This is a genomic window from Rhizobium tropici CIAT 899, from assembly GCF_000330885.1.
Lineage (GTDB): Bacteria > Pseudomonadota > Alphaproteobacteria > Rhizobiales > Rhizobiaceae > Rhizobium > Rhizobium tropici.
This window is the reverse complement of sequence record NC_020059.1, coordinates 3,408,928-3,423,708: the sequence shown is the minus strand read 5'-3', so window position 1 is coordinate 3,423,708 and position 14,781 is coordinate 3,408,928. Positions and strand designations below refer to the sequence as shown.

The 14,781-nt window shown below is 60.9% G+C and carries 14 protein-coding genes; 13 read left to right on the top strand and 1 reads right to left on the bottom strand.

Annotation, left to right across the window (positions count from 1 at the left end; all coding sequences use genetic code 11):
- Window positions 1–27: 27 nt before the first annotated feature.
- On the top strand, window positions 28–678 hold the full coding sequence (locus tag RTCIAT899_RS16760; protein ID WP_015341420.1) for a class I SAM-dependent methyltransferase: 651 nt from the start codon (window positions 28–30) through the stop codon (window positions 676–678).
- Window positions 679–684: 6 nt separating this feature from the next.
- Here the strand turns inward: RTCIAT899_RS16760 and RTCIAT899_RS16755 are convergent, their stop codons facing one another.
- Window positions 685–1,080 carry a hypothetical protein gene (locus tag RTCIAT899_RS16755; protein ID WP_015341419.1) on the bottom strand — a complete coding sequence of 132 codons (396 nt, stop codon included), beginning with the start codon at window positions 1,078–1,080 and terminating at the stop codon, window positions 685–687.
- A 302-nt stretch (window positions 1,081–1,382) separates the two neighbouring features.
- Here RTCIAT899_RS16755 and sdhC point away from each other — a divergent pair, with 302 nt between their 5' ends.
- The 12 genes from sdhC (at window position 1,383) to RTCIAT899_RS16695 (ending at window position 14,578) form a co-directional block, all read left to right on the top strand.
- A complete protein-coding gene (gene sdhC, locus RTCIAT899_RS16750; protein ID WP_015341418.1) occupies window positions 1,383–1,781 on the top strand; it encodes a succinate dehydrogenase, cytochrome b556 subunit in 399 nt (132 codons plus the stop codon).
- Window positions 1,782–1,846: 65 nt separating this feature from the next.
- Window positions 1,847–2,227, top strand: a complete 381-nt coding sequence (gene sdhD, locus RTCIAT899_RS16745) for a succinate dehydrogenase, hydrophobic membrane anchor protein (RefSeq protein ID WP_015341417.1) — start codon at window positions 1,847–1,849, stop codon at window positions 2,225–2,227.
- Window positions 2,228–2,234: 7 nt separating this feature from the next.
- A complete protein-coding gene (gene sdhA / locus RTCIAT899_RS16740; protein ID WP_015341416.1) occupies window positions 2,235–4,091 on the top strand; it encodes a succinate dehydrogenase flavoprotein subunit in 1,857 nt (618 codons plus the stop codon).
- Between the two features lie 17 nt (window positions 4,092–4,108).
- Window positions 4,109–4,888 (top strand): succinate dehydrogenase iron-sulfur subunit, encoded by a 780-nt coding sequence (locus tag RTCIAT899_RS16735; protein ID WP_015341415.1) that lies wholly within the window; start codon window positions 4,109–4,111, stop codon window positions 4,886–4,888.
- 48 nt (window positions 4,889–4,936) lie between these two features.
- The gene (locus tag RTCIAT899_RS16730) at window positions 4,937–5,743 is read left to right on the top strand and encodes a nucleotidyltransferase domain-containing protein (RefSeq protein WP_015341414.1); all 807 of its coding nucleotides are present in this window, start codon (window positions 4,937–4,939) and stop codon (window positions 5,741–5,743) included.
- Between the two features lie 145 nt (window positions 5,744–5,888).
- Complete coding sequence (locus tag RTCIAT899_RS16725) at window positions 5,889–6,416, top strand: protease inhibitor Inh/omp19 family protein (RefSeq protein WP_015341413.1); 528 nt, start codon at window positions 5,889–5,891, stop codon at window positions 6,414–6,416.
- A 63-nt stretch (window positions 6,417–6,479) separates the two neighbouring features.
- Window positions 6,480–7,643, top strand: coding sequence for a cell division protein ZapE (gene zapE / locus RTCIAT899_RS16720; protein WP_015341412.1), 1,164 nt, complete (start codon window positions 6,480–6,482; stop codon window positions 7,641–7,643).
- Between the two features lie 179 nt (window positions 7,644–7,822).
- Complete coding sequence (gene mdh, locus RTCIAT899_RS16715; protein ID WP_015341411.1) at window positions 7,823–8,785, top strand: malate dehydrogenase; 963 nt, start codon at window positions 7,823–7,825, stop codon at window positions 8,783–8,785.
- A gap of 27 nt (window positions 8,786–8,812) precedes the next feature.
- Entirely contained in the window at window positions 8,813–10,006 is a 1,194-nt protein-coding gene (gene sucC, locus RTCIAT899_RS16710; RefSeq protein WP_015341410.1) for an ADP-forming succinate--CoA ligase subunit beta, read from the top strand.
- A gap of 5 nt (window positions 10,007–10,011) precedes the next feature.
- On the top strand, window positions 10,012–10,503 hold the full coding sequence (locus RTCIAT899_RS16705) for a DUF1579 family protein (RefSeq protein ID WP_015341409.1): 492 nt from the start codon (window positions 10,012–10,014) through the stop codon (window positions 10,501–10,503).
- A 12-nt stretch (window positions 10,504–10,515) separates the two neighbouring features.
- Window positions 10,516–11,418 (top strand): succinate--CoA ligase subunit alpha, encoded by a 903-nt coding sequence (sucD, locus tag RTCIAT899_RS16700; RefSeq protein WP_015341408.1) that lies wholly within the window; start codon window positions 10,516–10,518, stop codon window positions 11,416–11,418.
- Window positions 11,419–11,593: 175 nt separating this feature from the next.
- Window positions 11,594–14,578, top strand: a complete 2,985-nt coding sequence (locus RTCIAT899_RS16695; RefSeq protein ID WP_015341407.1) for a 2-oxoglutarate dehydrogenase E1 component — start codon at window positions 11,594–11,596, stop codon at window positions 14,576–14,578.
- The last annotated feature ends 203 nt before the right edge of the window (window positions 14,579–14,781 follow it).

Genomic DNA, 14,781 nt, shown 5'->3' with positions numbered 1-14,781 from the left:
GGCCTTGTTCGGTGGGTGGGAGATTCATTGAAAACCGATCCGGAAAGCTTCATCCTTGCCAATACCAGCCTCATGGCGCCGCCGCATGTGCCGGAAGTCCGGCTGCATCTGGCAAGCGAGGCGCATGAACTGTGGCTGAAGACGGAAGAAGAGCTGGAAGAGATCGGCCTGCCGCCGCCCTTCTGGGCCTTTGCCTGGGCGGGTGGGCAGGGTCTCGCGCGCTATATCCTCGATCATCCGGAGATCGTTGCCGGCAAAACCGTGCTGGATTTTGCCAGCGGCTCCGGGCTCGTCGCGATTGCGGCGAAGCGTGCGGGTGCGGCTCATGTGCTCGCGGTCGATATCGATCCATGGGCGGGCACGGCGATCCGGCTCAATGCTGCTGAAAACGGCGTCACCGTAGATTTCTCTGGCGATGACGTCATCGGCCGCACCGTGGATGCGGGCGTCATTCTTGCCGGCGATGTCTTCTATGATCGCGATTTTGCCGCGAGCCTCGTTCCCTGGCTAAGGCGTCTGGCGGGTGGGGGGAAAACGGTTCTCGTCGGCGATCCCGGCAGGGCCTATCTTCCCAAGGATCGCCTGGAAGAGCAGGCCACCTATCAAGTGCCGGTGACGCGGGCACTGGAGGACAGCGAGATCAAGAAGACGACGGTCTGGTGTTTTGCCGCCGATTGAGAAACGTCAGTGCCTGATGACGCAGACGCCTGCTTCATACGAGCAGGGATTGCCGGCATAGCGGACATCGATGACCTTCGCCTTCGGCCTCAGCTGCACCGTGGCAGGCTGTGCGTAGGGATTGTAGCCGCCATAGCCGATGACATAGGTGCCGCCATCGGCCCGATAGACATCGGCCGAGCCGGCATAGCTGCCGGCGTTTGCCGCGTCATGCCGTTCCATGATGACGATCCGGGCAGGTTGCTGTTCGCGACCTTGGGGCTTCGATATCTGGTTCAGGCGCACAAGGCCGGAGTGATCGTGATGATGCCAGTGGCGGTAGTCGCCCGCCGATGCCGGTGCGAAGGAAAGTGTTGCCGCCGCCACGATGAGCGCTGTTGCCTTGAAAAGATGCGGCTTCATGATTCGACTCGCTTCGATCGGTTAATGAAATCTTAACGGCAGATTGCCCCAAGAGCCGCGCGAAGTCCACGTCAGGGTTGCCGAAATGGTAAACGACCCGGAATGGGAAGCCCGTCATTGCATGCTCGCTAAAGTGCAGCCCGATCCGAATCGATTAAATTCGATGCAGGCATCAATTGTGCTTGTGGATGGGCGTCTCTGTGATTATTGGTCGCAATGATGCAACGCACACTGCACGTCTCTGCGCGCGCGTTGCCCCGGATAACCGGGTTCTAAGCGTATCGTAACGCCGCGAGGTTCTGATGGCGAACGTCACACAAAACCGGCCTCTGTCGCCGCATCTGCAAATCTACAAACCCATTCCCACCATGGTCATGTCGATCCTCCACCGCATCACCGGGGGGGCGCTCTATTTCGGCACGGTGCTGGTCGCCTGGTGGCTGATCGCCGCGGCGACGGGACAGGGCTATTTCGATCTGGTCAACTGGATCATGGGCACGATCATCGGCCGCATCATCCTGCTCGGCTACACGTGGGCTCTGCTGCACCATTTGATCGGCGGCCTGCGCCACTTCGTGTGGGATCTCGGACATGGTTTCGATCCCGCCGTCTCGACGAAGATGGCCAAGGCCACGCTCATCGCCTCGATCTGTCTGACCGCGCTGGTCTGGATCATCGGCATCGCCATCCGGCTGGGTTGATTGGCATGATCGCTCCCGGAGGCGCTCAGGCGCCCTTCGGGATCATGCTTTAAAGGATATTTCTCATGGATATGCGCACTCCTCTGGGCAAAGTCCGCGGTCTCGGTTCCGCCAAGGAAGGCACCGATCATTTCTGGCGCCAGCGCCTGACCGCCGTTGCCAACGTTCCCCTCTTTCTCTTCTTCGTCATCTTCCTGATCATCCATGCCGGCGCGCCCTATGCGGAAGTCGTGCATGCGATCTCGAACCCGATCGTGGCCGTCATCTTCGGCCTGATGGTGATCTCCGGCGTCATTCACATGAAGCTCGGCATGCAGGTCATCATCGAGGACTATGTCCACGGCGAATTCGGCAAGATCGTCCTTCTCATGCTCAACACGTTCTTTGCGATCATCATGGCGGGGCTCTGTCTTTTCGCCATTCTGAAGATCGCGTTCGTAGGATAATTGCATCATGGCACCGAACTCATCCGCTCAGAATGGGGCTGCCCAGAACGGGAAAGCCTACAAATATATCGATCACTCCTATGACGTGATCGTCGTCGGCGCCGGCGGCGCCGGGCTGCGCGCCACGCTCGGCATGGCCGAGCAGGGCTTCCGCACCGCCTGCATCACCAAGGTCTTCCCGACGCGCTCGCATACCGTCGCGGCCCAGGGCGGCATTGCCGCCTCGCTGCAGAACATGACGCCGGACAGCTGGCAGTGGCATCTCTACGACACCGTCAAGGGCTCCGACTGGCTCGGCGACGTCGACGCGATGCAGTACATGGTCATGGAGGCGCCGAAGGCCGTTTACGAGCTTGAGCATTACGGCGTGCCTTTCTCGCGCAACGAAGAAGGCAAGATCTACCAGCGCCCGTTCGGCGGCCACATGCAGAATTTCGGCGAGGGACCGCCGGTGCAGCGCACCTGCGCGGCCGCCGACCGTACCGGCCACGCCATCCTGCACACGCTCTATGGCCAGTCGCTGCGCAACAATGCGGAATTCTTCATCGAATATTTCGCGCTCGACCTCATCATGTCCGACGATGGCAGCCGCTGCACCGGCGTCGTCGCCTGGTGCCTGGATGACGGCACGATCCATCGCTTCGCCGCCAAGATGGTGGTGCTGGCGACCGGCGGTTACGGCCGCGCCTATTTCTCGGCAACGTCTGCCCATACCTGCACCGGCGACGGCGGCGGCATGGTGGCCCGCGCCGGCCTGCCGCTGCAGGACATGGAGTTCGTGCAGTTCCATCCGACCGGCATCTACGGTTCGGGCTGCCTCATCACCGAAGGCGCGCGCGGCGAAGGCGGTTATCTGGTCAATTCCGAGGGCGAGCGCTTCATGGAGCGCTATGCTCCTTCGGCGAAGGACCTTGCCTCGCGTGACGTCGTTTCACGTTGCATGACGCTTGAGATCCGTGAGGGTCGCGGCGTCGGCAAGAACAAGGATCACATCTTCCTGCATCTCGACCATCTCGATCCGGCCGTGCTGCATGAGCGCCTCCCGGGCATTTCCGAGAGCGCCCGCATCTTCGCCGGCGTTGATGTGACCCGTGACCCGATCCCCGTCCTGCCGACCGTTCACTACAACATGGGCGGCATTCCGACGAACTATTGGGGCGAAGTGCTGAATGCCGACAGCAACAATCCCGAGCGCGTGCTGCCGGGCCTGATGGCTGTCGGTGAAGCTGGCTGCGCTTCGGTGCATGGCGCCAATCGCCTCGGCTCCAACTCGCTGATCGACCTTGTGGTCTTCGGCCGCGCCGCCGCCATCCGCGCCGGCCAGGTCATCGACCGCGTCGGCCCGGTTCCTCCGGTCAATGTCGCGGCCTGCGACAAGATCATGGAACGCTTCGATCGCTTGCGTCACGCCAGCGGCTCGACGCCGACGGCAGCATTGCGCGAAAAGATGCAGCGCGCCATGCAGGAAGATGCGGCCGTGTTCCGCACCCAGGAATCGCTGGAATCCGGCTGCCGCCGTCTTTCGGAAATCTGGGGTGAAATGTCTGACATCAAGGTCACCGACCGTTCGCTGATCTGGAATTCCGACCTCGTCGAAACGCTTGAACTCCACAATCTGATGGCCAACGCCATCACGACGATCTACGGCGCCGAGGCGCGCAAGGAAAGCCGCGGCTCGCATGCTCGCGAAGACTATACCGAGGGCAAGTTCGCCGGCCGCGACGACGAAAACTGGCGCAAGCATACGCTTGCCTGGGTCAACGAGGCAGGCGACGTGAAGCTGGACTATCGTCCGGTTCACACCGACCTGATCGCCGAAGGCATCGATCCGCACAAGATCGAGCCGAAGGCTCGCGTGTACTGATCTGAGAGGAACTGACCATGGTTGAACTCGCTCTCCCCAAGAACTCTCAGATGCGCGAAGGCAAGGTCTGGCCGAAGCCGGTCGGCGCCAAGAACACGCGCGAATTCCGCGTCTATCGCTGGAGCCCGGATGACGGCCAGAACCCGAGCATCGATACCTACTATATCGATATCGACGATTGCGGCCCGATGGTGCTCGATGGCCTGCTCTACATCAAGAACAACATCGACCCGACGCTGACCCTGCGCCGCTCCTGCCGCGAAGGCATTTGCGGCTCCTGCGCGATGAACATCGACGGCACCAACACGCTCGCCTGCACCAAGGGTCTGGACGAGATCAAGGGCACGGTGAAGGTCTATCCGCTGCCGCACATGCCCGTCGTCAAGGACCTCGTGCCGGATCTGACGAATTTTTATGCCCAGCACCGCTCGATCGAACCTTGGCTGAAGACGGTATCGCCGCCGCCGGCTAAGGAATGGAAGCAGAGCCATGAGGACCGCCTGAAGCTCGACGGCCTCTACGAGTGCATTCTGTGCGCCTGCTGCTCGACCTCCTGTCCGAGCTATTGGTGGAACGGCGACCGTTACCTCGGTCCGGCCGTTCTGCTACAGGCCTATCGTTGGCTGATCGATTCCAGAGACGAAGCCAAGGGCGAGCGTCTCGACAATCTCGAGGATCCGTTCCGCCTCTATCGCTGCCATACGATCATGAACTGCGCCCAGACCTGCCCGAAGGGTCTGAATCCGGCCAAGGCGATCGCCGAAATCAAGAAGATGATGGTCGAGCGGCGGGTCTGACCCGCCGTCACCCATTCGCCGGCTTCGGGCGACGAGGATGATGTTTGCATGACGATGGAAGGCTTTGCGCCGGAGGCTGTGGCCGAAATTCGTTCACGGCTTGCTTCGATCAAGGCCGAGGGTATTCGGATCGGCTTTGCCATCGAAAGCGGCAGCCGTGCATGGGGTTTTCCCTCGCCCGACAGCGATTACGATTGCCGCTTCGTTTATGTCAGGCCGAAGCGACATCATCTGACCTTGTTCCCGCCTCGCGATGTCATCGAATTTCCGATCGTCGGTGATATTGATACCGGTGGGTGGGACCTGCGTAAGGCTCTTCTGTTGGCGCTCAAGGGTAACGCTGTCCTTGTCGAATGGTTGAAGTCGCCGATCGTCTATGAGGAGGAGGCCGGCTTTCGTAGCCGTCTCAGTACTTTGCTTGATGTGATCATGGTGCCGGAGAAGGTTGCTCGGCACTATATTGGGCTTCTGAAGCAGCAACAGCCAGATAATGAGGCTGCGCCCATCCGTCTGAAGAAGCTGCTCTATTCCATCCGTCCGGCGATAGCGCTGGAATGGATGCGGCAAACGGACTTTGCCAAGTTGCCGCCGATGAACATGCTCGAATGTTTGGCGGATATCGATATCGCCCAAGACATTCGGACCAGCATTATGCAATTGGTGGCAGTCAAGAAGGAGACGCGTGAAATGGGAGAAGGCGTGCCGCCATCGCCCATCACGGCGTTTTTATCAGCCTCGCTCGTACGCTATTCCAACTTCTCAGGAGTGTTCCGGGAAGAGCAAGCACGCGACAAAAGCATGCAGGAATTTGCCGACCGCTTCTATCGGGACGAGGTTCGGCAGGCGACGCCTTGAAACCACCCGATTCTTGTCCAGCTATGGCCTACCGTAATTTCTGGCGGTATCGACTTGATTAACCAAAGTGAAATACGATAATTCGGACATCATTAAATATCACTTTGCCGATGTCAGCGGTGGACAATCATTTAGGAGTGTGATGATGCAGTTTAGATATGCAGTGACGGCTGCGGCGATTGGCCTGTCGCTTGCCGGTTGCCAGCGCACGGCATACAACAACGACAGTTATTCTTCTCCGCCGCCACTGCAGGCTCAGCCTGTTCCTTCCGTACAATCCAGCCAGCTTCCGCCCGCAGGCGCCGGCAACGGTTCGCAGTTCCCGGCCGCTCCCGCGAGCGCGCCGAATGCAGCCAATCCAGCACAGCAGCAGGCGATGGCGGCGTCCGCCATGGATGTCACGAAGGAATCGATGGTCGGCAGCTGGAAGGTCAGCAACGGCGGATCGAGCTGCGACATGTTCCTGACGCTGACGAACCTCGGCAGCGGCTCGCGCGGTGGCACGCGCGGTTGCGCTGGCGAGCTGACCTCGATGGGTTCGTGGGAGGTTTCCGGCAAGCAGGTCCTGTTGAAGAATCGTGACGGCTCGACGATCGGTACGGTCTACAAGACGGCCGCTTCGCGCTTTGACGGTTCGACCGCCTCCGGTCAACCGCTCAGCCTCAGCCGATAAGCTTATTTGAAAGGGGCGGCATTCTCTGGATGCGTCCCCATTTGCACAGGCGGATATTTCCCCATGCAGCCCATGCCAGATTACTCGATCAGCGTCTGCGAACAGCTGAAGGCGCTGACGGCGTCCGGATCCCTTCAATTGGATTCGGCGCAGATGGGTGTGGCGAAAAAGCTGGACCGCGTGCTTGCCGATCTCAAGCGGAAGCGGCCCGCGGCAAAGTCCAGCGCGCTGGGCTGGATGTTTGCCGCGCGCAAGAAATCGGCCGAGACGATCAACGGCCTCTATATTCACGGCAGCGTCGGCCGCGGCAAGACCATGTTGATGGACATGTTCTTCGCAATGGCACCCTGCCCGAAAAAGCGCCGGGCGCATTTTTTCGAGTTCATGAACGATGTGCACAACCGGATTGCGGCGCAGCGGCTGAAATTCAAGAGCGGCGAGACGAAGCAGACCGACCCCATACCGCCAGTTGCCGCCGATCTCTACGCCGAAGCCGAACTGTTGTGCTTCGATGAATTCACGGTCACCGACATTGCCGACGCGATGATCCTCTCGCGGCTGTTTTCCGAGCTGTTTTCGCTCGGCTGCGTGCTGATCGCCACCTCGAATGTCGAGCCGGACAATCTCTATCGTGACGGGCTCAATCGTGGCCTTTTCCTGCCCTTTATCGATCTCTTGAAGAAGCATGTCGATATCGTGACGCTGGATTCGCCGACCGATTACCGCATGGAGAAGCTGAACAGCCAGCCGGTCTATCTCACTCCGCTTGACCAGCGTACCGACATGGCGATGGACGCCTCCTGGATGCAGGGGCTGCATGGACGCAAGGCGCAGCCGACGGAGATCCCGATGAAGGGGCGTTCCATCCATGTCCCGCTCGCCATCGATCGCATGGCGCGTTTTTCCTTCGCCGATCTTTGCGACGCGCCGCTCGGGCCTGCCGATTTTCTCGCCATCGCGGAGCGTTTCGATACGATCTTTCTCGATCATGTGCCGAAGCTTGGTCCGAACAAGCGGAATCAAACGAAGCGTTTCATCATTTTGATCGATACGCTCTACGATCATAATATTCGGCTTTACGTCTCCGCAGCCGCGATGCCGGAAGATCTGCTCGTGGAGCGTCGGGGCACCGAAGGCTTCGAATTCGACCGGACCGCATCCCGGCTTTTCGAGATGCGCAGCGCCGAATATCTCGCCCAGACTCCGGCAAGACGGGCCGCCGAGTAACAAATCGGTGACGGATTGACTTACGTTTACGTAAGAATTTTTCGATCTAACCGATTGAAATTCCTGATCTCAAAATAATCAATTGCCAATTTCGGCCTTTGGGTCTATGCGAGTTGCGGCATAGGTGGATGCCTTGCAGGTGTCCCGCCACGGATTTTGATCGCAAAGGATACACCGAAATGGCGCGCAACAAGATCGCACTTATTGGTTCTGGCATGATTGGTGGCACGCTGGCGCATCTCGCCGGCCTGAAGGAACTGGGCGACATCGTCCTGTTCGACATCGCGGACGGCATTCCTCAGGGCAAGGGTCTCGATATCGCCCAGTCCTCTCCCGTCGAAGGCTTCGACGCCAACCTTACCGGCGCCAGCGACTATTCTGCGATCGAAGGCGCTGACGTCTGCATCGTCACCGCTGGCGTTCCCCGCAAGCCGGGCATGAGCCGCGACGATCTTCTCGGCATCAACCTCAAGGTCATGGAACAGGTCGGCGCCGGCATCAAGAAGTATGCCCCGAACGCTTTCGTGATCTGCATCACCAATCCGCTCGATGCCATGGTCTGGGCGCTGCAGAAGTTCTCGGGCCTGCCGACCAACAAGGTCGTCGGTATGGCCGGCGTGCTCGATAGCTCGCGCTTCCGCCTCTTCCTCGCCAAGGAATTCAACGTATCGGTCGAAGACGTCACGGCTTTCGTTCTTGGCGGCCACGGCGATTCGATGGTGCCGCTCGCTCGCTACTCCACCGTTGCCGGCATCCCGCTGACGGACCTCGTCACCATGGGCTGGCTCACTGCCGAGCGCCTCGAAGAAATCATCCAGCGCACCCGTGACGGCGGCGCCGAGATCGTCGGCCTGCTCAAGACCGGTTCCGCTTATTACGCCCCGGCTGCTTCCGCCATCGCGATGGCCGAGTCCTATCTCAAGGACAAGAAGCGCGTCCTGCCCTGCGCCGCTCACCTCGACGGCCAGTATGGCGTCAAGGACATGTATGTCGGCGTTCCGACCGTCATCGGTGCTGGCGGCATCGAGCGCGTGATCGAGATCGACCTGAACAAGGCCGAAAAGGAAGCCTTCGACAAGTCGGTCGCAGCTGTTGCGGGTCTTTGCGAAGCCTGCGCCACGATCGCGCCGTCGCTGAAATAATCTAGCCGTTCCAACAGGGATAGACCCATGAACATTCATGAATACCAGGCCAAGGCGCTGTTGAAGAGCTATGGCGCACCCGTCGCGGACGGCGTTGCCATCTTCTCCGCCGATGAAGCCGCTGCCGCCGCCAAGCAGCTCCCAGGCCCGCTCTACGTCGTCAAGAGCCAGATCCATGCTGGCGGCCGCGGCAAGGGCAAGTTCAAGGAACTCGGCCCCGACGCCAAGGGCGGCGTTCGTCTCGCCAAGTCCATTGACGACGTGGTCGCCAACGCCAAGGACATGCTCGGCAACACGCTGGTGACCAAGCAGACCGGCCCGGCTGGCAAGCAGGTCAACCGCCTCTACATCGAAGACGGCGCGGACATCGACCGCGAACTCTACCTCTCGATCCTGGTCGACCGCTCCGTCGGTCAGGTCGCTTTCGTCGTTTCGACCGAAGGCGGCATGGACATCGAGACCGTTGCGCACGACACGCCGGAAAAGATCATCACCGTCGCCATCGACCCGTCGACGGGTGTGACGGCTGCCAATACGGCTGCTCTTTCCGACGCGCTGAAGCTCGAGGGTGCTGCCCGCGAAGATGCCGCCAAGCTCTTCCCGATCCTCTACAAGGCCTTCGTCGAGAAGGACATGGCGCTCCTCGAAGTCAACCCGCTGATCGTCATGACCAACGGTCGCCTGCGCGTTCTCGACGCCAAGGTTTCCTTCGACGGCAACGCTCTCTTCCGTCACGAAGACGTCCGCGCGCTCCGCGACACGTCCGAAGAAGACGAGAAGGAAATCCAGGCGCATGAATACGACCTCGCCTATGTCGCCCTCGACGGCAACATCGGCTGCATGGTCAATGGCGCCGGCCTTGCCATGGCAACCATGGACATCATCAAGCTCTACGGCGCTGAGCCGGCGAACTTCCTCGATGTCGGCGGTGGCGCCACCAAGGAAAAGGTTACGGCCGCCTTCAAGATCATCACTGCCGATCCGGCTGTCCAGGGCATTCTGGTCAACATCTTCGGCGGCATCATGAAGTGCGACGTCATTGCCGAAGGCGTGCTCGCAGCCGTCAAGGAAGTCGGTCTGAAGGTTCCGCTCGTCGTTCGCCTCGAAGGCACCAATGTCGAGCTCGGCAAGAAGATCATCAACGAATCCGGTCTCAACGTCATCTCCGCAGATGACCTGGACGATGCCGCCCAGAAGATCGTGAAGGCAGTCAAGGGCTGATCGGGATGGCTGCTTCCTTCGCTCCAACGGCTGCTCATCTTCGCCTCGGTGCCTTTGCCGGCACCTGGGAAGGGGAAGAGCGTGTCGCGGCTTCGGCCTGGACGAAGGAAGGCACGGCAACCGCGCAGCTCACGGCTGAGTGTCTGTTCGGCGGATTTTTCGTCGAACAGCGCTACGTGCAGACGCGGGACGGCAGCACCTCGTTCGAAGCCCGGAACATTCTCGGCTTCGACGCCGCGGATCAGGCCTACAAGCTCTATCAGTTCGATACGGTGGGCTTTACGCCCGCCGCGCCGGCCTCCGGCGAATGGATCGACGACAAGCTTGTCCTGACCAAGGTCTCGCCGCGCGGTCAGCAGCGCACTCTCTTCCAGTTCGAAAATGAAGACTGCTACCGCATGGGCGTCACGTTCTCGCCCGCCGGCAGCGATACATGGCAGGAGGTCGTCAGCGGCTTATATCGCCGCGTTGCCTCCGCGTCTTCCAACCTCTCGTAACAAAGGCCTCGCATGTCTATTCTCATCAACAAAGACACCAAGGTTCTGGTTCAGGGCCTGACCGGCAAGACCGGTACCTTCCACACCGAACAGGCGCTTGCCTATCACGGCACGAAGATGGTCGGCGGTATCCACCCTTCCAAGGGCGGTGAAACCTGGACCGGCAAGGACGGCGAAAAGCTGCCGATCTTCAAGTCCGTCGCCGAAGGCAAGGACGCGACCGGCGCCAACGCCTCGGTCATCTACGTACCGCCGGCAGGTGCTGCGGCTGCGATCCTCGAAGCGATCGAAGCCGAGATCCCGCTGATCGTCTGCATCACGGAAGGCATTCCGGTTGCCGACATGGTCAAGGTCAAGGACCGCCTGATCAGGTCGAAGTCGCGTCTGATCGGACCGAACTGCCCCGGCGTTCTCACCCCGAACGAATGCAAGATCGGCATCATGCCGGGCTCCATCTTCAAGAAGGGCTCCGTCGGCGTTCTCTCGCGTTCCGGCACGCTGACCTACGAAGCCGTGTTCCAGACCACCAATGAAGGTCTCGGCCAGACGACGGCTGTCGGCATCGGCGGCGACCCGGTCAAGGGCACCGAATTCATCGACATCCTGGAAATGTTCCTCGCCGACGACGAAACCAAGTCGATCATCATGATCGGCGAAATCGGCGGTTCGGCTGAAGAAGAAGCCGCGCAGTTCCTCAAGGACGAAGCCAAGAAGGGCCGCAAGAAGCCGATGGTCGGCTTCATCGCCGGCCGCACGGCACCTCCTGGCCGCACCATGGGCCACGCGGGCGCCGTGATTTCCGGCGGCAAGGGCGGCGCGGAAGACAAGATCGCAGCGATGGAGGCGGCGGGCATCCGCGTGTCGCCGTCGCCGGCGCGTCTCGGCAAGACGCTGGTGGAAGTCCTGAAGGGCTGAGCCTACCTATAGCAAGGCCGGACGGGGCGGCAGTCGCCTTGTCCCGTCCGGTTTCGACATTTGCAAGTGCATAGCTGCGGCCTTCATGGCTGTGAACGAAATACGGTCGCCGGGGACCCGAAAACCGGCAATGCAAACAAGTTGGGAGACGGGCGAGAGCGCCCGCAGATTCACCATGGCAAGGCAAGAAGCCAACGAGCAATTTCAGATCACCTCGTTCCTGGATGGCGCCAATGCTGCCTATATCGAGCAGCTCTACGCGCGCTACGAGGACGATCCTTCATCGGTCTCCGACGAATGGCGGTCTTTCTTCAAGGCGCTCGAGGATAGCCCCGACGATGTGAGGAAGGCAGCGAAGGGCGCCTCTTGGCAGCGCAAGAACTGGCCGATCCCGGCAAAGGGCGATCTGGTTTCCGCGCTCGACGGCGACTGGGGCGTGGTCGAAAAGGTCATCGAAACCAAGCTGAAGGCGAAGGCGGAAACCGCCGGTACGCCGGCGAGCGCGACCGACGTGCTGCAGGCGACGCGCGACAGCGTCCGCGCCATCATGATGATCCGCGCCTATCGCATGCGCGGCCACCTGCACGCCAAGCTCGATCCGCTCGGCATCGCCGCTCCGGTCGAAGACTACAAGGAGCTGTCGCCGGAAGCCTATGGTTTCACCGAGGCCGACTTCGACCGCAAGATCTTCATCGACAACGTACTCGGCCTCGAATTCGCGACCGTTCGCGAGATGATCGGGATCCTCGAGCGCACCTACTGCTCCACCCTCGGCGTCGAATTCATGCATATCTCCAATCCGGAGGAAAAAGCATGGATTCAAGAGCGCATCGAAGGTCCGGACAAGGGCATCGCTTTCAACCCCGAGCGCAAGAAGGCCATCCTCCAGAAGGTCATCGAAGCCGAAGGCTATGAGCAGTTCCTCGACGTCAAGTTCAAGGGCACCAAGCGCTTCGGTCTCGACGGCGGCGAATCGCTGATCCCGGCGCTCGAACAGATCCTCAAGAGCGGCAGCCAGCTCGGTCTTCGCGAAGCCGTCTTCGGCATGGCTCACCGCGGCCGTCTGAACGTGCTGTCCCAGGTCATGGGCAAACCGCACCGCGCCATTTTCCACGAGTTCAAGGGCGGCTCCTACGCGCCGGACGAAGTCGAAGGCTCGGGCGACGTCAAGTACCATCTCGGCGCTTCTTCGGACCGCGATTTCGATGGCGCGAAGGTGCACGTCTCGCTGACGGCAAACCCGTCGCATCTCGAAATCGTCAATCCGGTCGTCATGGGCAAGGCCCGCGCCAAGCAGGACATGGGCGCCACCCAATGGGACGGCGACATCATCCCGCTGTCCGAGCGCGCCAAGGTCGTGCCGCTGCTGATTCATGGCGACGCGGCTTTCGCTGGCCAGGGCGTCGTTGCCGAAATCCTCGGTCTTTCCGGTCTGCGCGGCCATCGCGTTGCCGGTACGATGCACGTCATCATCAACAACCAGATCGGCTTCACCACCAATCCGGCCTTCTCGCGTTCGTCGCCCTATCCGTCCGACGTCGCCAAGATGATCGAAGCGCCGATCTTCCACGTCAACGGCGACGATCCGGAAGCGGTCGTCTACGCCGCGAAGATCGCGACCGAATTCCGCATGAAGTTCCACAAGCCTGTGGTCCTCGACATGTTCTGCTATCGCCGCTACGGCCACAACGAAGGCGATGAACCGTCCTTCACGCAGCCGAACATGTACAAGGTCATCCGCGCCCACAGCACGGTCCTGCAGATCTACTCGCAGCGGCTGGTCAGCGAAGGCGTGCTGACCGAAGGCGAAGTCGAAAAGATGAAGGCCGATTGGCGTGCCCATCTCGAGCAGGAGTTCGAGGCCGGCCAGTCCTACAAGCCGAACAAGGCCGACTGGCTGGACGGCGAGTGGTCCGGTCTGCACACGGCCGACAATGCCGACGAACAGCGCCGTGGCAAGACGGCCGTGCCGATGAAGTCGCTGAAGGAAATCGGTCGCAAGCTGTCGGAAATCCCGGCCGGCTTCCACGCGCACCGCACCATCCAGCGCTTCATGGAAAATCGCGCCAACATGGTGCAGACCGGCGAGGGCATCGACTGGGCCATGGCGGAAGCCCTGGCATTCGGTTCGCTCGTCGTCGAAGGCCACAAGATCCGTCTGTCCGGTCAGGATTGCGAACGCGGCACCTTCTCGCAGCGTCATTCGGTTCTCTACGATCAGGAGACCGAAGAGCGCTACATTCCGCTCGCCAATCTCTCGCCGACCCAGGCCCGCTACGAAGTCATCAACTCGATGCTCTCGGAAGAAGCGGTTCTTGGCTTCGAATATGGCTACTCGCTTGCCCGTCCGAACGCGCTGACTCTCTGGGAAGCTCAGTTCGGCGATTTCGCCAACGGCGCGCAGGTCGTCTTCGACCAGTTCATCTCGTCTGGCGAACGCAAGTGGCTGCGCATGTCCGGCCTCGTCTGCCTGCTGCCGCATGGCTATGAAGGTCAGGGTCCGGAGCACTCTTCGGCTCGCCTGGAACGCTATCTGCAGCTCTGCGCCGAAGACAACATGCAGGTCGCCAACGTCACGACGCCGGCGAACTACTTCCACATCCTGCGCCGTCAGCTGAAGCGCGACTTCCGCAAGCCGCTGATTCTGATGACGCCGAAGTCGCTGCTGCGCCACAAGCGTGCCGTATCGACGCTCGCGGAGATGGCCGGCGAAAGCTCGTTCCACCGCCTGCTGTGGGACGATGCCGAACTGATCAAGGACGGCCCGATCAAGCTGCAGAAGGACAACAAGATCCGTCGCGTCGTCATCTGCTCGGGCAAGGTCTACTACGATCTCTTGGAAGAGCGCGAGAAGCGCGGCATCGACGATGTCTACCTGCTGCGCATCGAACAGCTCTATCCGTTCCCGGCCAAGGCGCTCATCAACGAGCTTAGTCGCTTCCGCAATGCGGAAATGGTCTGGTGCCAGGAAGAGCCGAAGAACATGGGCGCATGGTCCTTCATCGATCCCTATCTGGAATGGGTGCTTGCCCATATCGATGCCAAGTACCAGCGCGTTCGCTACACCGGCCGTCCGGCCGCCGCCTCCCCGGCGACGGGCCTGATGTCCAAGCATCTGTCGCAGCTTGCGGCGTTCCTCGAGGACGCGCTCGGCGGTTGAGGGGTTGCGCGGTGACGCGTTTTCGTTTGAAAGTCGCGGCGTCGCGCCCCAGCCTTCCGCATGATGTGACGGGGGAGAAGATGGCAGCCATGCAGCAACATGCCGCCTATCGCCGCAATCAGGCAAATGCCCGGTCGACCGCAACGGTCGCTCGGGCTCTTGCGCCGCGGCGTATCACCCGTCCCCCGGCCGTCTGTCGCCGG